Origin of the sequence: Pseudomonas sp. P42 (assembly GCF_017973755.1) — a bacterium.
GTDB classification, from domain to species: domain Bacteria; phylum Pseudomonadota; class Gammaproteobacteria; order Pseudomonadales; family Pseudomonadaceae; genus Aquipseudomonas; species Aquipseudomonas iridis.
This window is the reverse complement of the sequence record NZ_JACOPU010000009.1, coordinates 93,782-116,392: the sequence shown is the minus strand read 5'-3', so window position 1 is coordinate 116,392 and position 22,611 is coordinate 93,782. Positions and strand designations below refer to the sequence as shown.

General features: G+C 59.3%; 23 protein-coding genes. 13 read left to right on the top strand and 10 right to left on the bottom strand.

Features of this window, described 5'->3' with window-relative positions; translation table 11 throughout:
* Positions 1-51 precede the first annotated feature (51 nt).
* The 5 genes from H8B20_RS26205 to H8B20_RS26185 all read left to right on the top strand — a co-directional run bounded on the left by H8B20_RS26205 (position 52) and on the right by H8B20_RS26185 (position 5,361).
* Positions 52-813 (top strand): gamma-glutamyl-gamma-aminobutyrate hydrolase family protein, encoded by a 762-nt coding sequence (locus tag H8B20_RS26205; protein ID WP_210625028.1) that lies wholly within the window; start codon positions 52-54, stop codon positions 811-813.
* A gap of 370 nt (positions 814-1,183) precedes the next feature.
* Positions 1,184-2,326: an ABC transporter ATP-binding protein gene (locus H8B20_RS26200; RefSeq protein ID WP_210625027.1), complete on the top strand. Its 1,143-nt coding sequence runs from the start codon at positions 1,184-1,186 to the stop codon at positions 2,324-2,326.
* 29 nt (positions 2,327-2,355) lie between these two features.
* A complete protein-coding gene (locus tag H8B20_RS26195) occupies positions 2,356-3,237 on the top strand; it encodes an ABC transporter permease subunit (RefSeq protein WP_191626509.1) in 882 nt (293 codons plus the stop codon).
* On the top strand, positions 3,234-4,109 hold the full coding sequence (locus H8B20_RS26190) for an ABC transporter permease subunit (RefSeq protein WP_042558750.1): 876 nt from the start codon (positions 3,234-3,236) through the stop codon (positions 4,107-4,109). Before H8B20_RS26195 ends, H8B20_RS26190 begins: the two co-directional genes overlap by 4 nt.
* A 154-nt stretch (positions 4,110-4,263) precedes the next feature.
* The gene (locus H8B20_RS26185; RefSeq protein ID WP_042558749.1) at positions 4,264-5,361 is read left to right on the top strand and encodes a polyamine ABC transporter substrate-binding protein; all 1,098 of its coding nucleotides are present in this window, start codon (positions 4,264-4,266) and stop codon (positions 5,359-5,361) included.
* Between the two features lie 225 nt (positions 5,362-5,586).
* Here the strand turns inward: H8B20_RS26185 and thpR are convergent, their stop codons facing one another.
* A complete protein-coding gene (gene thpR, locus H8B20_RS26180; protein ID WP_210625026.1) occupies positions 5,587-6,126 on the bottom strand; it encodes an RNA 2',3'-cyclic phosphodiesterase in 540 nt (179 codons plus the stop codon).
* A gap of 107 nt (positions 6,127-6,233) precedes the next feature.
* Between thpR and H8B20_RS26175 the strand changes: the two genes are divergently transcribed.
* Positions 6,234-6,428, top strand: coding sequence for a hypothetical protein (locus H8B20_RS26175; protein WP_200615762.1), 195 nt, complete (start codon positions 6,234-6,236; stop codon positions 6,426-6,428).
* 240 nt (positions 6,429-6,668) lie between these two features.
* Here the strand turns inward: H8B20_RS26175 and H8B20_RS26170 are convergent, their stop codons facing one another.
* Together H8B20_RS26170 and H8B20_RS26165 are read right to left on the bottom strand one after the other, a co-directional pair.
* A complete protein-coding gene (locus H8B20_RS26170; protein ID WP_210625025.1) occupies positions 6,669-7,025 on the bottom strand; it encodes a DUF1428 domain-containing protein in 357 nt (118 codons plus the stop codon).
* A gap of 2 nt (positions 7,026-7,027) precedes the next feature.
* Complete coding sequence (locus tag H8B20_RS26165) at positions 7,028-8,110, bottom strand: hypothetical protein (protein WP_210625024.1); 1,083 nt, start codon at positions 8,108-8,110, stop codon at positions 7,028-7,030.
* A 278-nt stretch (positions 8,111-8,388) separates the two neighbouring features.
* Between H8B20_RS26165 and H8B20_RS26160 the strand changes: the two genes are divergently transcribed.
* The gene (locus H8B20_RS26160; RefSeq protein WP_042558746.1) at positions 8,389-8,664 is read left to right on the top strand and encodes a hypothetical protein; all 276 of its coding nucleotides are present in this window, start codon (positions 8,389-8,391) and stop codon (positions 8,662-8,664) included.
* 57 nt (positions 8,665-8,721) lie between these two features.
* On the opposite strand, the gene H8B20_RS26155 is transcribed toward H8B20_RS26160, so the two are convergent.
* Positions 8,722-8,928: a hypothetical protein gene (locus H8B20_RS26155; RefSeq protein WP_210625023.1), complete on the bottom strand. Its 207-nt coding sequence runs from the start codon at positions 8,926-8,928 to the stop codon at positions 8,722-8,724.
* 243 nt (positions 8,929-9,171) lie between these two features.
* Between H8B20_RS26155 and H8B20_RS26150 the strand changes: the two genes are divergently transcribed.
* From H8B20_RS26150 to paoC, 4 genes are all read left to right on the top strand, one after another.
* Positions 9,172-10,938 (top strand): L-lactate permease, encoded by a 1,767-nt coding sequence (locus H8B20_RS26150; protein ID WP_210625022.1) that lies wholly within the window; start codon positions 9,172-9,174, stop codon positions 10,936-10,938.
* Positions 10,939-11,191: 253 nt separating this feature from the next.
* Positions 11,192-11,815 (top strand): aldehyde dehydrogenase iron-sulfur subunit PaoA, encoded by a 624-nt coding sequence (paoA, locus tag H8B20_RS26145; protein ID WP_047300711.1) that lies wholly within the window; start codon positions 11,192-11,194, stop codon positions 11,813-11,815.
* Positions 11,812-12,765, top strand: coding sequence for an FAD binding domain-containing protein (locus H8B20_RS26140; RefSeq protein ID WP_210625021.1), 954 nt, complete (start codon positions 11,812-11,814; stop codon positions 12,763-12,765). Before paoA ends, H8B20_RS26140 begins: the two co-directional genes overlap by 4 nt.
* Positions 12,762-14,960 (top strand): aldehyde oxidoreductase molybdenum-binding subunit PaoC, encoded by a 2,199-nt coding sequence (gene paoC, locus H8B20_RS26135; RefSeq protein ID WP_210625020.1) that lies wholly within the window; start codon positions 12,762-12,764, stop codon positions 14,958-14,960. The genes H8B20_RS26140 and paoC overlap by 4 nt, the downstream gene beginning before the upstream one ends.
* 66 nt (positions 14,961-15,026) lie before the next feature.
* Here the strand turns inward: paoC and H8B20_RS26130 are convergent, their stop codons facing one another.
* On the bottom strand, positions 15,027-15,503 hold the full coding sequence (locus H8B20_RS26130; RefSeq protein WP_210625019.1) for a (R)-mandelonitrile lyase: 477 nt from the start codon (positions 15,501-15,503) through the stop codon (positions 15,027-15,029).
* Between the two features lie 197 nt (positions 15,504-15,700).
* Between H8B20_RS26130 and H8B20_RS26125 the strand changes: the two genes are divergently transcribed.
* Complete coding sequence (locus H8B20_RS26125; protein WP_210625018.1) at positions 15,701-16,600, top strand: LysR family transcriptional regulator; 900 nt, start codon at positions 15,701-15,703, stop codon at positions 16,598-16,600.
* On the opposite strand, the gene H8B20_RS26120 is transcribed toward H8B20_RS26125, so the two are convergent.
* Positions 16,597-17,541 (bottom strand): aldo/keto reductase, encoded by a 945-nt coding sequence (locus H8B20_RS26120; protein WP_181818475.1) that lies wholly within the window; start codon positions 17,539-17,541, stop codon positions 16,597-16,599. The genes H8B20_RS26125 and H8B20_RS26120 overlap by 4 nt on opposite strands.
* 112 nt (positions 17,542-17,653) lie before the next feature.
* Here H8B20_RS26120 and H8B20_RS26115 point away from each other — a divergent pair, with 112 nt between their 5' ends.
* On the top strand, positions 17,654-18,424 hold the full coding sequence (locus tag H8B20_RS26115) for an alpha/beta hydrolase (protein WP_210625017.1): 771 nt from the start codon (positions 17,654-17,656) through the stop codon (positions 18,422-18,424).
* A 10-nt stretch (positions 18,425-18,434) separates the two neighbouring features.
* Here H8B20_RS26115 and H8B20_RS26110 read toward each other — a convergent pair whose 3' ends face one another.
* From H8B20_RS26110 to selD, 4 genes are all read right to left on the bottom strand, one after another.
* Positions 18,435-19,346, bottom strand: a complete 912-nt coding sequence (locus H8B20_RS26110; protein ID WP_210625118.1) for a DHH family phosphoesterase — start codon at positions 19,344-19,346, stop codon at positions 18,435-18,437.
* On the bottom strand, positions 19,346-20,539 hold the full coding sequence (locus H8B20_RS26105; RefSeq protein ID WP_210625016.1) for a cysteine desulfurase family protein: 1,194 nt from the start codon (positions 20,537-20,539) through the stop codon (positions 19,346-19,348). The genes H8B20_RS26110 and H8B20_RS26105 overlap by 1 nt, the downstream gene beginning before the upstream one ends.
* A gap of 72 nt (positions 20,540-20,611) precedes the next feature.
* A complete protein-coding gene (locus H8B20_RS26100; RefSeq protein WP_210625015.1) occupies positions 20,612-21,382 on the bottom strand; it encodes a sulfite exporter TauE/SafE family protein in 771 nt (256 codons plus the stop codon).
* A 1-nt stretch (position 21,383) separates the two neighbouring features.
* Positions 21,384-22,412: a selenide, water dikinase SelD gene (gene selD, locus H8B20_RS26095; RefSeq protein WP_228732771.1), complete on the bottom strand. Its 1,029-nt coding sequence runs from the start codon at positions 22,410-22,412 to the stop codon at positions 21,384-21,386.
* Between the last annotated feature and the right edge of the window lie 199 nt (positions 22,413-22,611).

Genomic DNA, 22,611 nt, shown 5'->3' with positions numbered 1-22,611 from the left:
GCTAAGCTCCGGAAAAGCTCGTTCAAGTGTCAAACTTCGAGGTGAATAAAAATGGCATTCAAGCCATTGATCGGCGTTACTGCGTGCGTCAAACAGATTGGCCTGCACCCCTATCACATCAGCGGCGACAAGTACGTACGTGCTGTCAGCGTTGGCGCCCAGGGGCTGCCGGTGGTCATTCCTTCCCTTGGCAACCTGACTGAAATCGAGGACCTGCTCGGTCAACTCGACGGTCTGCTGCTGACCGGCTCGCCTTCCAACGTGGAACCTTTCCACTATCAAGGCCCGGCCAGCGAACCCGGTACGGATCACGATCCGGCGCGGGATGCCACGACCCTTCCTTTATTGCGTGCAGCCATTGCGGCGGGCGTTCCGGTGCTGGGCATTTGCCGCGGCTTCCAGGAGATGAACGTGGCATTTGGCGGCAGCCTGCATCAGAAGGTGCATGAGCTGCCGGGCATGCTCGATCACCGTGAAGCGGACAGCCCGGATGTGGCCGTGCAATACGCACCGGCTCATGCGGTCACGGTGCTTGGCGGCGGCGTGTTCGAATCGCTGGGGTTGCCCGGCGAGTTCCAGGTCAATTCCATTCACAGTCAGGGCATCGACCGCCTCGCGCCCGGCCTGCGTGCCGAAGCGGTGGCGCCGGATGGTCTGATCGAGGCGATCTCGGTGGAGCACAGCCCGACCTTTGCCCTCGGCGTGCAATGGCACCCAGAGTGGCAGGTGCTGGACAACCCGAGCTACCTGAAGATTTTTCAGGCCTTCGGTGAGGCTTGCCGGCAACGGGCGGCGCGACGCAACCAGCGCTGATATCAGCAAAGAATACCTGACGATTTACTGCCCCCACGCAAGTCGGGTGTGCCTGCGCACATCCGTCATTCGTGAAAAACAACACCCGTAATAACAACAAGTACGACCCAGGCAGCCAGGACGGCGGCGCCGAACAAGCCGGAGCGGTATGAGCAGTACCCGTTGGATCAATGCAAAACCCTGTGGGAGCTGGCTTGCCAGCGATGGCGGTGGGTCAGTCACCCTTTATGTTGAAGGTGACGGCCTCATCGCTGGCAAGCCAGCTCCCACAGGGTTTTGCGGTGATCCGACCGGGAATGTGCTTACAGGCTTGCAATCCACTTAAGCCAGGCCACATTGGCCAGGCACTGAAACCTGTTGGGAGTTTCACATGGCAAACGCCTCCAGCACTTACAGGAAGGCACTTGAAGGTCATCAGCAACCGAAAAAGGTGTTGGTGAAAGTCGATCGTGTCACCAAGAAGTTCGACGAAACCACCGCAGTGGACGATGTATCCCTGGAGATCCATCAGGGCGAAATCTTTGCCCTGCTCGGCGGCTCCGGCTCGGGTAAATCGACCCTGCTGCGCATGCTTGCCGGTTTCGAGCGCCCGACTGAAGGGCGGATTTTGCTCGACGGCGTGGACATCACCGACATGCCACCGTACGAGCGGCCGATCAACATGATGTTCCAGTCCTACGCGCTGTTCCCGCACATGACCGTCGCGCAGAACATCGCCTTCGGCCTCAAGCAGGACCGTTTGCCAGCCAGTGAAATCGACGCCCGCGTTGAAGAAATGCTGCGTCTGGTGCACATGACCCAATACGCCAAACGCAAACCGCATCAACTCTCCGGTGGTCAGCGCCAACGTGTCGCCCTCGCCCGTTCGCTGGCGAAACGGCCAAAGCTGTTGCTGCTCGACGAACCGATGGGTGCGCTGGATAAAAAGCTGCGTTCGCAAATGCAGCTGGAGTTGGTTGAGATCATCGAGCGCGTCGGCGTGACCTGCGTGATGGTGACTCACGACCAGGAAGAAGCCATGACCATGGCCGAGCGGATCGCGATCATGCACCTGGGCTGGATCGCGCAGATCGGCAGCCCGATTGACATCTATGAAGCACCCGTCAGCCGTATGGTCTGCGAGTTCATCGGCAACGTGAACGCCTTCGACGGCACTGTGGTTGAAGACCTCGAAGGCCACGCGATCATCCACAGCTCGGACTTGCAGCAGAAGATCTACGTCGGTCACGGCGTCAGCACCTCGGTGCAGGACAAGTCGGTCACCTACGCGATCCGTCCGGAAAAAATGCTCGTCAGCACGACCCAGCCCGAGTTCCGCTACAACTGGTCCGAAGGCAAGGTGCATGACATCGCCTACCTCGGCGGTCACTCAGTGTTTTACGTGCAATTGCCGGGCGGCAAAATCGTCCAGTCGTTCATGGCCAACGCTGAACGCCGTGGCGCGCGACCGACCTGGGACGACAAGGTTTACGTCTGGTGGGAAGACGACAGCGGCGTGGTACTGCGCTCATGAGAACTTTCAATCAGCAATTCCTGCGCCTGGTGCCCAGTGGCCGAAAACTGGTGATCGGTATTCCGTTCATCTGGCTGTTCCTGTTCTTCATGCTGCCGTTTTTTCTGGTGATGAAGATCAGCTTCTCGGAAGCTGCGCTGTCAATCCCGCCGTACTCGGAGATCTACACCTACGCCGAACAGAAATTCCAGCTGCTGCTGAACATCGGCAACTACGCCATGCTCGGCGAAGACGAGCTATATCTGTCGGCCTACCTCGGGTCGTTGAAGGTCGCGGCGCTGAGCACGCTGATGTGCCTGGTGATCGGCTTCCCGATGGCTTATGCCATCACCAAGACCGGCAAGGAAACGCAAAACGTCCTGCTGCTGTTGATCATGATGCCGACCTGGACCGCGATCCTGATCCGCGTTTACGCGTGGATGGGCATTCTCAGCAACAACGGTTTGCTCAACAGCTTCCTTATGTGGACTGGCCTGACCGATCACTCGATCGAGATCCTCAACACCAACACGGCGGTGTATATCGGCGTGGTTTACGCCTACCTGCCGTTCATGGTGTTGCCGCTGTACGCCAACCTGGTGAAACACGACGGCAGTCTGCTGGAAGCCGCGTCGGACCTGGGTTCGAGCAACTTCAACAACTTCTGGAAAATCACCGTACCGCTGGCCAAGAACGGCATCATCGCAGGCTGCATGCTGGTGTTCATTCCGGTGGTGGGCGAGTTCGTGATTCCCGAACTTTTGGGTGGTCCGGAGACGTTGATGATCGGTCGCGTGCTGTGGCAAGAGTTCTTCAATAACCGCGACTGGCCGGTGGCGTCTGCTCTGGCGGTGGTGATGCTGTTGATCCTGATTGTGCCGATTCTGCTGTTCAACCGCAGCCAGGCCAAAGAGATGGAGGCACGGGGATGAAACGCTTCGGTTTTGCAAAGTTCATGTTGATCTTCGGCCTGACGTTCATCTATCTGCCGATGCTGATCCTGGTGATCTACTCGTTCAACGCCTCGAAACTGGTGACGGTATGGGGCGGCTGGTCGATCAAGTGGTACACCGGTTTGCTCGACAACACGCAGCTGATGGGTTCGGTGGTGCGCTCGCTGGAAATCGCCTGCTACACCGCGATTGCTGCTGTGGCACTCGGTACTCTGGCTGCGTTCGTGCTGACTCGGGTGACGCGCTTCAAGGGTCGCACGCTGTTTGGCGGCCTGGTCACCGCGCCGTTGGTGATGCCTGAAGTGATCACCGGTCTGTCGTTGTTGCTGCTGTTTGTGGCGATGGCGCAACTGATCGGCTGGCCGCAGGAGCGTGGCATTGTCACGATCTGGATCGCCCACACCACGTTTTGTGCAGCCTATGTGGCAGTAGTAGTCTCCGCCCGCCTGCGTGAACTGGACCTGTCGATTGAAGAAGCGGCGATGGATCTGGGCGCGAAACCGTTCAAGGTGTTTTTCCTGATCACCATTCCGATGATCGCGCCGTCGCTGGCGGCGGGCGGGATGATGTCGTTCGCCTTGTCGCTGGATGACCTGGTGTTGGCAAGCTTCGTCTCCGGCCCCGGCTCCACCACCCTGCCGATGGAAGTGTTCTCGGCGGTGCGTCTGGGCGTGAAGCCGGAGATCAACGCGGTGGCGAGTCTGATTCTGCTGGCGGTGTCGCTGGTGACTTTCCTGGTCTGGTACTTCGGCCGCAAGGCTGAGGCCAACCGCAAGCGTGCGATTCAGGAAGCGATGGATCAGACGGCGAACGAGTCGTGGCAGCAACCGCCACGCGCGGCCACCGCATAACCTGTAGGAGCTGCGGCACGCTGCGATCTTTTGCCTTTGTTGTTGAAGATCAAAAGATCGCAGCCTCGTTTCACTCGACAGCTCCTACATAACGGGCGTAGTCGACCAAGTTTTGGCTTTGTGTTTTTTGAATAAAAAGAATGGAGTTGTACCGATGAAAATGTTTGGCAGGACTCTGCTGACACTGTCCTTAATGGGCGCAATCGTCATGGGCGCCCAGGCCAACGACAAAGTGCTGCGTGTTTACAACTGGTCCGATTACATCGCGCCGGACACCGTCAAGAAGTTCGAAGACGAGACCGGCATCCGTGTGACCTACGACGTCTTCGACAGCAACGAGACCCTTGAGGCGCGCTTGCTGGCGGGCAAATCCGGCTACGACATCGTCGTGCCGTCCAACAGTTTCCTGGCCAAGCAGATCAAGGCTGGCGTCTATCAGCCGCTGGACAAATCGAAGCTGCCGAACTGGAAGAATCTCAACCCGGTGCTGCTGAAAAATGCCGCCGCCAGTGATCCAGACAACGCTCACGCGTTCCCGTACATGTGGGGCTCGATCGGCATCGGTTTCAACCCGGCCAAGGTCAAGGAAGTACTCGGCGCCAACGCCCCGACCAACTCCTGGGACTTGCTGTTCAAGCCGGAAAACGCTGAAAAGCTGAAGGCCTGCGGCATCAGTTTCCTCGACTCGCCGACCGAAATGATCCCGGCCGCCCTGCACTACCTGGGTTACCCGGTGAACGACAAGGACAAGGCGCACATCATGGAAGCCGAAGCGCTGTTCATGAAGATCCGCCCCAACGTGGCGTATTTCCATTCCTCGAAGTACATCTCGGACCTGGCCAACGGCAACATCTGCGTGGCGGTCGGTTACTCCGGGGACGTCCTGCAGGCCAAGGCCCGCGCGGCGGAATCGGGTAACAAGGTGAAGATCGACTACAGCATTCCCAAGGAAGGCGCCGGCAGTTTCTACGACATGGTCGCCATCCCGCGTGATGCGGCGAACGTCGACAACGCGTATCTGTTCATGGACTTTTTGATGCGTCCGGACATCATTGCCGAGATCACCAACAGCAACGGCTACAGCAACGCCAACTCGGCGGCGACGCCATTGGTGGACGAAGCGATTCGTAACGACCCGGGCTCGTACCCCTCGCAAGCGGTGATGGCGACGCTGTATGCGGTGCCGGATCAGCCGATTGCGACCCAGCGGATCATGACTCGCGGCTGGACGCGGGTGAAACTCGGCAAGTAACCACTACCCAGTGTAGGAGCTGCCGAAGGCTGCGATCTTTTGATCTTTAAAAGCAAAAGATCGCAGCCTTCGGCAGCTCCTACAGTGGAATTGTGTGGTTTGAGAATTATTGCTTTTCCGTTCACGCAGCGCCTTACCACCGCTGCACCCTGCATATGAACGGCCTCACCTGGCTCCCTCGGCTCAGGTGAATTTCAGGCGCCCTCGGGCGCCTTTTTTTGTCGCTCAGGTCAGTGGCCAATCCTGCAGAATCCGGTAGCGGCCCTTGTGCGATTCAAACAACGCAAAGCGCTCGGCACGCAGGAAAAACTCTGGCGGCGTGGCCGATTCCGGCTCCGGCGCCCGGTATTCACGGGCCAGAGTCAGGTGCGGACGAAACTCATGGGCCGTCTCTTCAAAACCGAATGGCAGCATCGCCTGTTCAAGCCCATAGGCTAATCGCAGCAACGCTTGCGGAGCCTGATCCGGCGCCAATGCCAACACCCCGGCACGGTGCCAGACCTGCAGGCGATCCAGTGAAATCTGCAACATGTGCCCCGGCGTGCCCACTTTGCCAGCCGCCTCACAGACTCCGCCGATCTGGGCCAGCGGCACTGCGCCGAGAAACAGCAGCGTCAGATGAAAGTTGTCCGCCGGCACTGGCTTGCCGGTTCTCAGACGCAACTCCGCGCGCCACTGCGCAATCGCCTTACGCTGTGCCGGTGGGCAGTCCAGCGCAAAAAACAGGCGTTTGGAGGGTTCATCCCTGTGCGCGTCATCGGTCATGGCCGGGCTCCTGCGTTTCTGGTGGTCGGCGTGATTCTACACAGCCTGATCTGACGACTCGCGACACCGGTCTATAGTTCAAGGATTGCCATCAACCGGAGGCCGCCATGCGCGAGGTCCTCAGCAAAGAACCGTGGTGGGCACGACCACCACATCCCGGGCAGGATGAAACCGAGCTGGAATGGGGCTGGCTGGTGCATTACAGCGAGGGTGAGCCACGTTTTGAATTCGTCCGCGAACGCCCGACGGACGAGCAGATCCGCAACCGTAAAGGCTGCCGAATCACCCCCTCCGCAGAGTAAATACATACCCTGCAGGATTGAGCCTGCTCGCGATGGCGGCATATCTGTCACTGTAGCTGTTGGATGTACCGACGCCATCGCTGGCAAGCCAGCTCCCACAGAGATTTTGATGGATTCTGTATTTTCGTGAACACCCGAAAAACCTGTGGGAGCTGGCTTGCCAGCGATAGCGGTGGGTCAGGTGACATTTGTGATCACTGACACATTGCAATCGCGAGCAGGCTCACTCCTACAGAGGATTTATTCAGGTTCGATCAGGTACTGAAAGCCGCCGAAGATCATCCGCTGCCCATCAAACGGCATCGGGTTGACGTCTGGTTGCATGCGCGGGTCTTCCATCATTTTCGCCATGCCGGTATCGCGAGTGGCCTTGTCGGGCCAGATCAGCCAGCCGGACGCGACGGTTTCATCGTCCTTGAGTTTTACCGCCATCGGGAACGAGGTGAGCTTGCCGTCCGGCACATCATCGCCCCAGCATTCGGCCACGCTCAGGGCGCCGTATTCCTTGAAGATCACCGCTGCGATTTCAGCGTGCTTTCTGTACTGCTCGCGATTGGCGGTCGGGACCGGCGCTACAAAAATATCGATGTAAGCCATGATCATTCTCCTGGTACGTTGGGTTCGATCTGCTGGGTAGTCGATTCCGGCGGACGCCATTCGACACGATTCGCCCCAAACCCGACCGACGGCTCATCAAGCCCACCGAGATTGCGCTCAACCTGCCCGGCCATGTGCAGCGTGCCGGCCATCACGCCAGTGGTCGGGTTCTGCACCAGTTTCAGCCAGGCCTTATCGAAAGTGTTGCCCAGGCTGCTGCGTATCAGCGCCTCACTGTCGGGCCGGTCGTTGGCCTGGAGAATCGCGCGGATGCCCATCACGCCGACGGAAATCATCGCCCCGGCCAGTTTGCCCGCCGCTGCCGCGACTGCACTGGCAGCACCACGCGGGGCCATTTCCGCCTCCATTCGCTGGCTCGCCCGCTTGGCGACGGGTGCCATGCCGGCGTCGGTCGACGCGATGCCTCTGGCGCCGCCGTCGGTGTGAATCTTGTCGATCAGAGCCGCGTACGCCGGCAGGGTGTTCAACGGTTCGGTGCTGATGACTTTGTACAGCGAGGCATCCCGCGCCGGCGGTGGTCCGAGGGCAATGGCCGGGATCTTCTGCAAACGACCGTTGAGCTGGGCAATTGGCACGCGGTGACGCTGGGCGATGAGCGGCATCTGCCGAGCCATCAGCTCTGCATAGAACGCCGTGGCCTGGCCCAGGATCGCATCCGGATCTACCTCCACCGCGACCGGCGCGAGTACCCTTTTCTGATACTGTTCAAGCAGATACGTCGCCAGGCGCTTGGCCGAGGCATCCTGCTCGTCACCGGCGCTGATCGAGTACCAACTGACCTTCATCGACAGCCATTCCTGGGTCCAATAGCTGCTGAACCACGGGATGAAATTTTCTTCAGTTTGCTGATAGACGCGAGTGCGCCAATGTTCCATCGAGCCCCGGGCGAACAACTTGACCTGCTCGGTGGCTTGCTGCGATGCGTTGACGATTTCGCGGTCGATCTGTTGCCAGGTCGCGGGCGACACCACCACAGCCTGCACAGCGGTCACTGGAGCCCGGGCCGACGTGGCGCAGCCGGCCAGCAAAAACAGCGCGGCGACGACCAGCGCACGCAGGCTCACGGTGGGTGTGTCCTTTAAATGAGGAGGGAGCAGATTTGAGTATAGGTGGGTCAGTCGGCGGTGTTGCTGGATGTTCTGGCCGCATCGCTGGCCACAGTGATCTTCAGTGAACGACGGGAAACCTGTGGGAGCTGGCTTGCGAGCGATGAGGCCAGCCAATGCGCCGCACAACTCAAGCATCAATACCGTCGATATTCACCATTGCGACGATCACCTTCCGTCTGCCGCCCACGCAGGGCACGATGGCCACATCCGAACCGCAACGAGGAGTTCACATCATGATTCACACCATCGCACTCTCCGTGAGTTTTCCGGTGTTCGGCAGCAACTACTACGACCAGCAACCTGTGTCGCACAAGGCACAATCACTGGTGTTCAACGAAGATTTCGAAGATCTGCTGATGCCCGCCGCGACCAATCATTTCAGCAATGAAGTGGTCGGCATCAACGATCAGTTCCGCTTTCTGAGCGACATTCTCGCCACCCATTTGCTGGATCTCGAGGCCTCTGTGCCTGCGCGTTCCCGCGTCCAGGCGAGCGCTCGTTTTATTTGATGACTGAGGGCCAATGATCAAGGGCGTTCCTTTGCGGGAACGCCCTTTTGTGTTCAATCAATCATCATCCCGATCGCGGTGATAGCGACGGCCATCGCGGCGGTCGTCATCGCGGTCGTCCAAGCGCCGGTCATTGTCGTAATGGCGCCCATGGTCGCGGTCGTAATGCCGGCCGTGGCGGTGGTCATCATCAAAATCTGCCACACAGCCGCCGAGCAATACGGCGGCGGTCACGGTCAGCAGCATCGTTGTAGCGCGCTTCATTCAACACATCCCTAAAACCAAGGTCTTGACGACGGAATCGGCCACGCCGCCCTCGCCTTCAGGACGCGGTGCGCGCAGCCGTCAATACGACCGGGTAAACGAGGGATGATTCAGTGGCCACTCATGACCGTTTATCGCCTCGCCCGCCCATCCCGAACAGCGGCGAGATGCCACCTATACTGCTTGCAGCCCAACCCCATGCAATGGATCTGCACCCTCAATAACAAAAAGCAGAGGTAGACCATGGTATGGCAGCAAATCTACGACCCGTTTGGCAATCCGGTGATCTCCACGCTCATGGCCGCCGTCCCGGTGGTGGTGATGCTGGCGGCGCTGGCGTTCTTTCACGTCAAAGCGCATCTGGCGGCGCTGCTGGCACTGGCTTCAGCGCTGTTGATCTCGATCTTTGCGTTCGGCATGCCCGCCTCCATGGCCGGTTCGGCAGCACTGTTCGGTGCGGCCAATGGCTTGCTGCCGATCGGCTGGATCGTGCTCAACATCATCTTTCTGCATCGCCTGACCACCGAGAACGGCTCGTTCAAAGTGCTGCAGGATTCGCTGGCGCGGATCACCGATGATCGCCGTTTGCAGTTGCTGCTGATCGCCTTTTGCTTCGGTGCTTTCTTCGAAGGTGCGGCAGGTTTCGGTACGCCGGTGGCGGTGACCGGGGCAATCCTCATCGGCCTCGGTTTTTCGCCGCTGGCCGCGTCTGGCCTGGCACTGATCGCCAACACTGCGCCGGTGGCTTTCGGCGCACTCGGCACACCGATCATCACACTCGCCAAAGTCACCGGACTGGACGAGATGGAGCTGTCGATGATGGTCGGTCGGCAACTGCCATTCTTCTCGGTGCTGGTGCCGTTCTGGCTGATCTGGGCGTTCGCCGGGTGGCGCAAGATGCTCGAGGTCTGGCCAGCGATTCTGGTGGCCGGGGTCAGCTTCGCCGTGCCGCAGTTTCTGGTATCGAACTACCACGGCCCGATGTTGGTGGACGTGATCGCCGCGTTGATTTCCATGGCCTGCCTGACGCTGTTCCTGAAGGTCTGGAAACCGGCGACCATTCACACCTCGGCGGCGCTGTCCGGTCGGGTCGACAACTCCAGGGTCGATGAAGAAAAAGTCACCGCCAGCGCCGCATTCAGCGACCAGGCGCGCCCGGCCGTGATGCGCGCGTGGATGCCGTGGTTCATCCTCACAGTGTTCGTGTTCGCCTGGGGCACGCAGGGTTTCAAGAACCTGTTCGACACTCGGCCGGCAATTGATCCGGTCACACAATCAGCCAAACTCGATCCGCAAGGCAAACCGATGCGTGAGGCCAATCCGATCTTCGCCCCGGCCATCGTGTTCACGACGCTGCATCAACAGGTCGAGAAGGTGCCGCCTGTGGTGCCTGCGCCGAAAACCGAAGAGGCGGTCTACAAGTTCACCTGGTTGACCAGCACCGGCAGCGGAATTTTACTGGCGGCGATTGTCGGCGGTTTACTGATGGGCTATTCGATCCCGCAACTGATCAAGCAATACCTGCGCACACTGTGGGTGGTACGTTTTTCGCTGATCACCATCGCGGCGATGCTGGCACTGGGGTTCCTCACGCGCTACTCAGGCCTGGACGCAACCATGGGCCTGGCGTTCGCGGCGACGGGGATTTTCTACCCGATGTTCGGCACCCTGCTCGGCTGGCTCGGGGTGGCACTGACCGGCTCCGACACCGCGTCCAACGTGCTGTTCGGCGGACTGCAACGGGTGACGGCGGAACAACTTGGCATCAGCCCGGTGCTGATGGCAGCGGCCAACAGTTCCGGTGGGGTGATGGGCAAAATGGTCGATGCGCAGTCGATTGTGGTCGCATCCACGGCAACCCGTTGGTATGGGCATGAGGGCGAGATTCTGCGCTATGTGTTCTTCCACTCGATTGTGCTGGCGATTCTGGTGGGCGGGTTGGTGACGTTGCAGGCCTACGTTTCACCATTCACCCACATGGTCGTCGGCGGCCACTACCCCCCCCTGTAGGAGCTATCGAAGGCTGCGATTTTTTAACTTTGTTTTGCAAGATCAAAAGATCGCAGCCTTCGGCAGCTCCTACAGGGAAGCGTGTCCATTTGCTGATTCATGAGCTGAGTAAATAACTCTATAGCGAAAATCCGCAAAAACCTTTTCCTCCCTTCAACGGTCACTCCTAGACCGAGACTGGCAAACATGCCGGCATGCCCCTATGGGCCTTTCGCAAACCTGCCGCCTGATTGAGAGAAATAGGAATCGAACCATGCCGATTTCCCGACGTAAATTTATGATTCTCGGCGCCGTCACCGCAACGGCGTTCGCGATGCCGCCATTCATCAGCCTCAAGGCCTACGCCGCCAACCTGGAGCAACCGGCCATGAACAAAGTGACCATTCAAGTCAATGGCAAACCTCAGTCCCTTGAAGTCGACAACCGCACCACCCTGCTCGACGCCTTGCGTGAACACCTGCACCTGACCGGCAGCAAAAAAGGCTGCGACCACGGCCAGTGCGGTGCCTGCACGGTGATCGCCGATGGTCGGCGGATCAACTCATGCCTGACGCTGGCGGTGATGCACGAAGGCAGTGAGATCACCACCATCGAAGGCCTCGGCATGCCGGACAACCTGCACCCGATGCAAGCCGCGTTCATCAAGCATGATGGCTATCAATGCGGTTACTGCACGCCGGGGCAGATCTGCTCGGCAGTCGCCGTTATCAAGGAAATCCGCGACGGCATTCCTAGCCACGTCAGCCCCAGCCTGACCGAGTCGCCACAACTGATCGCTTCCGAATTCCAGGAGCGCATGAGCGGCAATATCTGCCGCTGCGGCGCCTACTCGAACATCATCGAAGCCATCACTGAAGTCGCGGAGGTGCCGGCATGAGACCGTTCAATTACAGCCGTGCCGACTCCCCTGCCGCAGCGGCGCAAGCGGCGCAGATCGAAGGCGCGAAGTTCATCGCCGGCGGCACCAACCTGCTCGACCTGATGAAACTCGACATCGAAACCCCGCTGCACCTGATCGACGTCAATCACCTGGGCCTCGACACGATCGAAGCCACGCCCGAGGGCGGTTTGCGCATCGGAGCGCTGGTGCGCAACACCGATCTGGCGGCCGACGCCCGGGTCAGAAAAGACTATGCGCTGCTGTCCCGCGCCTTGCTCGCCGGTGCCTCTGGGCAGCTGCGCAACATGGCGACCACCGCTGGCAACCTGTTGCAACGCACCCGCTGCCCGTATTTCTACGACACAAATCAGGCCTGCAACAAGCGCATTCCAGGCAGTGGCTGTTCGGCAATTGGCGGGGTCACCCGGCAGTTGGGGATCATCGGCGTCAGCGACGCCTGTATCGCCACGCACCCGAGCGACATGGCGATTGCGATGCGCGCCTTAGATGCGCAGATTGAAACGGTGAAACCCGACGGCAGCACCCGCAGCATCGCCATGGCCGATTTCCACCTGTTGCCGGGCAACACGCCGAACATCGAAACCAGCCTCGGCGCCGGCGAATTCATCACCGCCGTGACGTTGCCTGCGCCGGTGGGTGGCACGCACATTTATCACAAGGTACGCGATCGTTCCTCGTACGCCTTTGCCCTCGTGTCCGTGGGTTTGATCCTGCAAAAGGACGGCAGCGGCCGCGTCGCGGTCGGCGGTATTGCGCCGAAACCGTGGCGCGTGGAAGCGGCTGAAGCGCTGCTGCCCAAGGGCGCGAAAGCCGTCAGCGAACGCTTGCTCGACGGCGCCACGCCGACTCACGACAACCAATTCAAACTGACCCTGGTCGAGCGCACGCTCGGTTCGGTGTTGGCGCAAGCGAGGGAAGAAGCATGAAATTCGACACGCCCGCCACCACCAACCCGATTGATCAATTGAAGGTGATCGGCAAGCCGACCGATCGTATCGAAGGCAAGCTGAAAACTTGCGGCCAGGCGCCTTACGCTTACGAACAGCATGAAGCCGTGGCCGATCAGGCCTACGGTTTCATGGTCGGTTCGGCTATCGCCAAGGGTCGCATCAGCCACATTGATCTCGCCGACGCAAAAGCTGCGCCCGGTGTGTTGGCCATCGTCACCGCCGACAATGCCGGCAAACTCGGCAAGGGCCAGTACAACGCCGCGCATTTGTTGGCCGGGCCCGAGATTCAGCACTATCACCAGGCCGTTGCACTGGTGGTTGCCGAGACCTTCGAGCAGGCCCGCGCCGCCGCACAACTGGTGAAGGTCGATTACGTCGCGAGCAAAGGCGAGTTCGATCTGGCCAGCGTGCGTGACCAAGGCGTCGAGCAGAAAGAAGAAATGCCTGACGTCACCCACGGCGATTTCGCGACAGCGTTCGCCGGTGCCCCGGTGCAATTCGACCAGACGTACACCACCCCCGACCAGTCCCACGCGATGATGGAACCCCACACGACCCTGGCCGCGTGGAAAGGCGACCAACTGACGCTGTGGACGTCGAACCAGATGATCGCCTGGAGCGTCGGCGACATTGCCGAAACCCTCGGCCTGCCCAAGGAAAAAGTCCGCTTGATCTCGCCCTACATCGGCGGCGGTTTCGGCGGCAAACTGTTTATTCGCGCTGACGCGATCCTCGCGGCCCTCGGTGCGCGCATGGCCGGCAGACCGGTGAAAGTCGCCCTCGCCCGCCCACAGGTCGCCAACAACACCACGCATCGCCCCGCCACTATCCAGCGTATCCGCATGGGCGCCACGGCGGACGGCAAGCTCACCGCCATCGCGCATGAAGGCTGGTCGGGCAATCTCGCGGAGGGCAAGGTCGAAGTCGCGGCGCAGCCGAGTCAGTTGCTGTACGCGGCGCAAAATCGTCTGGTCACCATGCGTCTGTCGCCGCTGGATCTGCCTGAAGGCAACTCAATGCGCGCACCCGGCGAAGCGCCGGGATTGATGGCGTTGGAAATCGCCATGGACGAAATGGCCGAACAGCTCAAACTCGATCCCGTGCAGTTCCGCATCCTCAACGACACCCAGGTCGACCCGGTGAAAACCGAGCGCCCGTTCTCGCAACGACGCTTGATCGAATGCCTGCAAACCGGCGCCGAAAAATTCGGTTGGGACAAGCGCAACGCCAAACCCGGCAGCCGTCGCGAAGGTCGCTGGCTGATCGGCATGGGCGTCGGCGCGGCGATCCGCAACAATCTGCTTATGAAGTCTGGCGCGCGGGTGCGGCTCGAGCGTGACGGCAAGATCACTGTAGAAACCGACATGACCGACATCGGAACCGGCAGCTACACGATCATCGCGCAGACCGCCGCAGAAATGATGGGCGTGGGCATCGACGATGTCGTGGTACGGCTGGGCGATTCGAATTTCCCGGTATCGGCGGGTTCCGGCGGCCAGTTTGGCGGCAATTGCTCGACTGCCGGCGTGTATGCCGCGTGCGTGAAACTGCGTGAGGCGATCGCCGGCAAATTGGGCATGGCGGCTGATCAGGCGGAGTTTGTTGACGGTCAGGTGCGGGTCGGCGGCAAAACTGTGGCGCTGCGAGAAGCGGCAAAAAATGGTGAGGTGGTGGCTGAAGACAGCATCGAATTCGCCGACCTCGAAAAGCAGTATCAGCAGTCAACCTTTGGCGCGCACTTCGTCGAAGTAGCGGTGGATGCGGCGACAGGTGAAGTTCGTGTGCGGCGGATGCTCGCGGTGTGCGCGGCCGGGCGGATTCTCAATCCAAAAGCGGCGCGCAGTCAGGTGATCGGCGCCATGACCATGGGCGTTGGCGCGGCGTTGATGGAGGAATTGGCGGTCGATAAAAAACTTGGTTTCTTCGTCAACCATGATCTGGCCGGATACGAAGTGCCGGTGCATGCCGACATCCCGCATCAGGAGGTGATTTTCCTTGATGAGACCGACCCGATTTCCTCGCCCATGAAAGCCAAGGGTGTGGGTGAGTTAGGGATTTGCGGGGTGAGTGCGGCGCTGGCCAATGCGATCTACAACGCCACCGGAGCGCGAGTGCGGGAGTATCCGATCACGCTGGACAAGATTCTCGATTCCTTGCCGGCGATGATCTGAAGACCTGAAGAGCCCCTCACCCTAACCCTCTCCCACAGGGAGAGGGCTGGGGTGAGGGTCAGCGGGTTACTCGGTGCGCGGATATTGCGCCTCATTCACCTGCTCCATCCACTCCACCACACGACCGTCCAGCACCTCAGCAATGGCGATATGCGTCATCGCCGTCGTCGGGGCTGCGCCATGCCAATGCTTGGCCCCCGGTGCGATCCACACCGTGTCACCGGGGCGAATCGCGCGAATCGGCTGGCCCCATTCCTGCACAAAACCTGAACCGGCAGTAACAATCAGCGTCTGACCCAACGGATGGGTGTGCCACGCCGTGCGTGCGCCGGGCTCAAAGGTAACGGTGGCGCCGCTGACTCGTGCCTCGTCGGTGCCCTTGAACGGCGCATCGACGCGTACGGTCCCGGTGAACCAATCGGCCGGCCCCTTGGCCGAGGGTTGCGAACCGTTGGGGGTCACGGTCACACGCACGGGTTCATTGGCTTGAACCTCGCCAGCGAGCAAGGAAAGGGTCAGCGCAGAGGCAGCAATCGGGTTCATGGCATTCTCCAGAAAAATGATTCAATCCCCCTGTAGGCGCTGCCGCAGGCTGCAATCTCTTGATCTTGACTCTAAAAAAGACGTCAAAAGATCGCAGCCTGCGGCAACTCCTGCACGAGACATGCGTTCACTCTACCGGGCTGTACTGTTTAGATAATCGACTAGAATCTGAAAAAACTTATGCAGGAAACTAATCAATGCTTCGTGAAAACGCCAGCGACCTGCTCGCTTTCCTAGCGGTGGCGCGCGAGCGCAGTTTTACCAAAGCCGCGGCCAAGCTCGGCGTCTCGCAATCGGCGCTCAGCCATACCATTCGCGCACTGGAAACACGCCTCGGCCTGCGTCTGCTGACCCGCACCACCCGCAGCGTCTCCCCCACCGAGGCCGGCGAACATTTGCTGCAAACCGTCGGCCCGCGCTTCGAGGAGATCGAGCAGGAACTCGCCGCCCTGAGCAACCTGCGTGAAACCCCGGCGGGCAAGATCCGCATCAGCGCCACCGACCACTCGCTGGACTGGCTGCTGCGCCCGGTGCTCAAGACATTCCTGCCGCAATACCCGGACATCGCCGTGGAGGTCTGCTGCGACTACGGTTTCGTTGATATCGCAGGCCAGGGTTTCGATGCCGGCGTGCGTTTGGGTGAAGACGTTGCCCAAGGCATGATCGCCACCCGCATCGGCCCGGACATGCGCATGGCCGTCGTCGGTTCGCCGGCCTACTTTGCCACTCGTTCAGCGCCAGACACCCCACGCGATCTGACCGGGCACGCCTGCAACAATCTGCGCCTGCCCACTAACGGCGGGCTGTACACCTGGGAATTCGAAAAGGACGGCGAAAGCCTGAACGTGCGGGTGTCCGGGCAAATCACCTTGAACGGCGTCTATCCGTTGCTCGATGCCGCACTGGACGGCTTCGGCTTGAGCTACATCCCGGAAAACCTCGTCGCGCCTTTGCTGGCGGAAGGACGCCTGGTGCAGGTGCTGGCAGACTGGTGCCCGACGTTTGCCGGTTATCACCTCTACTACCCGAGCCGGCGTCAGGCAGCACCGGCATTTGCGCTGTTGCTGGAGGCGTTGCGATTTCGCGGTGAAAACTAACTCACCAACGCAATCAACTGATGACGCTGCGCATCGGTGAGTGTCGGCCCGAAGCCGGCCTTGACGTTATCCGCCATGTAGCGCGGATTACCGGTGCCGGGAATCACGCAAGTGACCGCCGGGTGCGCCAGCAAAAATTTCAGCGCCAACTGCGGCCAACTGCTCACCTGCACATCCGACACCCATGCGGGCAGCGGCTTGCCCTTGAGCCTTCCCAACAACTCTCCGCCACCAAACGGCCGGTTGCAAATCACCGCCACACCGCGCTCGCGGCACAGCGGCAGGATGCGTTTTTCCACGCCACGATCATCGAGGGCATAGTTGATTTGCAGGAAGTCCAGTTGCTCGGCTTTCAGCACTGCTTCGACTTCGTCATAAGCGGACGACGTGTAGTGAGTGATGCCGATGTAGCGAATGCGTCCCTGCTCCTTCCATTCGCGCAGGGTTGGCAGGTGGGTTTGCCAGTCGAGCAGATTGTGAATCTGCATCAGGTCGATACGCTCGGTACGCAACAGGCTGAACGACTGCTCCATCTGCGCGATGCCCTCCTTGCGTCCCCGTGTCCAGACCTTGGTCGCCAGAAACGCCGGCGAACGTGGTTCGTGGATCGACAGCAGCTCACCGGTTGTTTCTTCGGCGCGGCCATACATGGGCGAACTGTCGACCACCGTGCCACCCTTGGCGAACAGTTCCTCGAGCACCACCGGCAATTGCCGGTAGGCCGGATCCCCCGGCGCGACGTCGAAGCCGCGATAGGTGCCCAGGCCCACCACGGGCAGGGACTCGGAGCTTGATGGGATGGCGCGGGTCTGCATGGCTTGGCCTCCGGAAGCGGCGGACGACGTGGCAGTGGCCAACGCCCGATCAAAGGTGAACACCGCCGAAACGCCGGCAGCCAGCGTGAGCAATCGGCGACGGGAGTAACCCTCAGTGTGGCTCATGCTGGTTCCCCTGCAGCGTGGATCTGTTGCACGTTGTGTGCGCAGGCTGCCGCTTGCATCCGCTGGACTACACTGCGACAGCAAACCTTCATACCCCGTTAAAAGTAGCCGAATGTCCCGAACCCTGATGTCACTCGTCGCATTGATCGTCGCCGCGTACCTGGTGCTGTGCGCGGCGCTGTTCGTTTTTCAGCGCTCGCTGATCTATTTCCCGCAGCCCGGCGCCGTCGATTCGCTGGATTCGCGGCTGAAACTGTCGATGCCGGACGCGGATATCTGGGTCACCACCCGCGAACGCGTCGGCCCGCGTGCGTTGATCTATTTCGGCGGCAATGCCGAGGACGTTTCGCGCAATTTGCCGGAGTTCGCCGAAGCCTTTCCCGAGTACGCGTTGTACCTGCTCAATTACCGAGGCTTCGCCGGCAGCGGTGGTTCGCCATCCGAAGAGGCGATTGCCGAAGATGCCTTGGCATTGTTCGATCAGGTGTATGCCAGCCACACACAGATCGCCGTGGTCGGACGCAGCCTGGGCTCAGGAGTCGCCGTTCGCCTGGCCAGTCAACGTCCGGTGCAGCAGTTGATTCTGGTCACGCCCTACAACAACCTCGAAGAAATCGCCGCGTGGCAATATCCATGGGTGCCGGTGAAGTGGTTGCTAAAGGATCGCTTCGAGTCAGGCAAGTACGCCGCGCACATCCGCGTGCCGACATTGCTGCTGGCGGCAAGTGATGACGAGGTCATTCCCCGCGCCTGCACCGAGCGATTGCTGGGCAGTTTCCCCAAAGGTGTTGCGCTGCTCAAGGTTGTGCCGGATTCGGGGCACAACACGATTTCCGAGCGGGGGGAATATTTGCAGTGGATGGGGGATGTGTTGAATCGGTGAGGGTGGTTTATCAGCAAGCTGTCAGGCCCAGCGTCAACAACTCTTTTCGCAGAATTGAAGGCTTTAAAACTGCAATTCCAGCCTGCCAATCGAGTGACAACAGGTTATTCAGCTTTTGTTGGGTTAGAGTGGATTCGGCCAGAAGACAGCTTTTTCGGTCGCGAATACCGATGACATTCAGCAACCAGTCATCGCCATGCCCCGCCATCCAGCGGCTGAACGTCGGACGGTGTTTGTGCAGTAAGGCGTCGGCATCCCATACCGTCATTTGCGCGAAGACCTGCGGCAAATTGCTTTCGGGCCTCATGCGTTTCAAGTCAGCGGCCAACGCACCTGTAAGGTTTCCCTCAATGTTGGCTTGGCATTCAAGGAAATATTGTTCCGGCCAGTCTGGACTCAGTTTCGCCAGAGGAGCGAGTTCAGCATACGCCTCAATGTCGGCCGCCGTGGTCATCTGCCCGCTGAAATTGAGCGTGTTATCCAGAATCGCCGTGGCCAATAATGCGGCGCTTTGCTCGCTGATCTGCGGCAACAGTCCAGCCGTCTGCCAGCGCTGGAAAACCTGAGTAGCGGCAGCGCCTATCGGGCGTATGTCAGCGGCTGATCCAAGTTTGTGCGACCAGTGAGCCTCGTAACCTGGATGATGATCAATGACTTCCACTACCTGATCTAGCACTACGACCGGGTCAAAATGGTGATAGTCCGAGACATCCACTAGCACGAATTCATCCCCCATCTGCGGCACATAGCAATCCAGCAGTACATGCCCACCGAGCACGCTGTCGCAGATGCTGGCGTTGAGCGGCGCACTACTGACCGCCAGGGCTTCAATACCCTGCAGGTTCAGCAGTTGCGCATAGGCTATGCAGCAAGCGTACGCGTCAATATCCAGATAAGCCGATCCGGACGTCACGCACCTCATCAGACCTGCTCCCATTGTTGCGGCGCCGTTTCCTCAAGCGCCAGATTCAGCGCGTTGGCGATGCCTGCCAGGATTCGCGCATAAGCAAGCTGACACTGTTCTTCCTCAATGGAAATACGCACGGTGCTCCCGGCGACTCGGTCAGGGAAGCCCAGTTGCGTGACGGTATTGGACAGGTTGTTTTTCTTGTCCGAGCACGCAGACCCGCCGGTGATGTAGATCGACTGGTTATTCAAGGCCCATTGCAGTTTTTTGGTGTTGATCCCAGGCATCGCAATAAAACTCACACACGGTACGCGCGCGGCTTGCTGACCGATCACCACTGACTCACCCAGCATCGCTTGCAGTTTGGCTTCGAAAGTCTCCCGTGCCTGTTCTGCCGGGGATTTTCCCGTTGCGAACTTGGCGTGTTTCTCATGCAATGCCGTCTCGATCGACAAAATGCCGGGATAGTTCTGAGTACCACCACGCAGTCCGCCTTCCTGACCACCACCGGCAATCAATGGCGACAGTGCGTAACGATTTTTCGCATACAGAAATCCCGCACCGGGCAATGCGCCGAATTTGTGTCCCGAGGCAATGGCGAAATCCACACCGCAAGCCTGTAGATCCACCGGTATCTTGCCAATCGCCTGAGTCATGTCCGAGAACAGCAAGGCACCTTGAGCCTTGACCCTCCGTGCGATGGTTTCGAGCGGCTGAACCACGCCCGTTTCATTATGCACAGCCATTACACAAACCAGCGTCGGCCGCCCGACATGGGCGAGCAGTTTTCGCTGCAACTGGTCGACGTCAAGCAGACCGTTGCGGTCATGCCCGATCGCGACGGCGTGCAGACCTTCCAAGGTGTATTGCTTGATGTTTTGCAGGGTGCAGGCGTGCTCGATTGCCGAATACAGCACTACAGGTCGATCCTGTCGGTAGCGCTCGAAAAAATCATGAAATACCTGTGCGCATCCTTCGCTGGAACCGCTGTTGAAAATCAGGCATTGAGTATCGACGTTCAAAAGTCGGGCAATACTGCCGCGTGCCCGCTCCACCCGCTCCAGCAACTGCACACCGAGGGCATGGTTGGCATTAGGGTTGGCGCATTGGCGGGTCGAAAACAACGCCTGCAGCATGTTGCTGACACCCAGCGAGACCGGTGCCGAACCACAAACGTCGGCATAAACTGCATCTACAGCGATATCCATATCAAACACTTCCAGTTTTCTGTTTTATGTCATTCAGGATGCTGCCCGAGAAAACGGGCAATCGTTCTTTGGCTACACGATCAAGCGCGCCATGAGCTGGATCGAGCACAGCAACACGAAGGCGTTGAGCGCCCGTTTCAGGTGTTTTGCCTCCAGTCGGTGAGACAATGCAGTCCCCAGAAAGCCCCCCAGTAAAATCCCGATCACCAGTTCACCGGTGTAACCGAGAAAATGCTCCGACGTGCCCACTCGGCCCAACAACGCGCCACTGGCGCCAATGATGCCGATCAGTGCCGAGGTCGAAATGGCCTGCTTGATTTGCAGGCCGAACAGACTGATCAATACCGGCAGATAAATGAACCCTCCCCCTTGCCCGACCAGACCACACAACACCCCCAGCACCAGCCCGGTCAGCGGTAACGATAACGCCGGGTGGTCGCATAGGATGGGCACCGGTTTGCGGAACAGATACGTCACCAGCAGCGACAACAAACCCAACAAACCGAAGACGAACAGAATGAAGTTTTCGCTGAACGCATCGGCATGGATCGAGGCAAAAAAATTTGCAACGGCCATCGGTATTGCAAAGCTTCTGATCACTCGCCAATCAGGCTGAAACCTGACGCGGTGTAGCGCAAACGACACCAGGGAAGAGAAAAAACCTTGTGCGGAGGACAGGCCCGTGACCACTTCAATCGGCAGCTTCTGACCGCAGAGCATCGGATAAACCAGCACCAGCAGAGGCGTCACGATGATGCCTCCACCGATACCGAATAGACCCGACATGAAACCGGCCATTACCCCCACACCGATCATTACCGGGTAGAACGTCATAGCTGTCATCTCAGCAGACCTTGATCTTGCCCGCCCCGTGCGTCACACGCCCGATTACCATCAGGTCGGGACAATCGGCCAGCCACGCCTGACGGTTGTCTGCCAGACACGCCTCACTGACGGTGAACAACAACCCGCCGTTGGTTTGCGGATCGTGCAACAGAAACTTCTTGGCCAAGGGTAGATCGCTGAGGTATTCGACGTGCTGGGCATACTTCCTGATGTTGGCAAAAACGCCACTGTCGGCGGACGTAACGGCTACTGCCAAGGATTCAGCGTCGTCATAAAACGTCAGTGCAGCGGTGTCGAGCGTGACATCCAGCTCACCCAAACCGACCATTTCGCTGATGTGGCCGATCAGGCCGAAACCAGTAATGTCGGTCAGACTGCTGACCTCGATGCTTGCACTGAGTGTGCGACCAAATGCGTTGTCGGCGGTGATCCGCGCTAGCGTTGGTGCAGACAGGTCCGTCTGCTCGATAATGCCCGCCTTCAACGCATTGGCGAGGATGCCCACGCCGATCGGTCGGGTCATGACCAACACATCACCTGCCTTGGCCGTGTTGTTCTTCTTCAGACGGTGTTTTTCCACTTCACCAATGATCGAGAAGCCGTAGAGCGGCTGGCTGTTCTTGATCGTGTGGCCGCCCACGATGCTGACATTGAACTTGTTCATCACCGACTGTGCGCCGAGGATCATCTGTGTAACCTGTTCGACCGGAACCTGTTGCGGATCGAACGCCATGATCGAGTTGGCGATCAATGGTGTGCCGCCGGAAGCAAAGATATCGCTCAGCGCATTACTGGCGGCCAGTTGGCCAAACACATAAGGATCATTGACGATCGGGGAAAAATAGTCGGTAGTAAACAGCAGGTAATTATCGCCATTGTCATAAACGGCGCAATCATCGAAAGACTCGAAACCCAACACGACCTTGTCATCCGCCACGGTGTTGGCCGCGGTCGTTTCGGACAGGATTTTGCTCAATACACTGGATGGGATCTTGCACCCGCACCCGCCACTCTCAGATTTATCCATAATCTGGCAAAACGTCGACATCACACTTCCTTAGAATCCATATTCCGCTTTAAAAACAGAGCGTTAAGCCCTCGCAAACCTGTTACATCATGTTTCAGGCAGGGGCAAAATCGCACAGTCACATGACAAAAACATGACAGCGAACAAGGATTCAACGTACGAAGGATGACAAACGGGGTATGCGGCAAAAGATCGCTGC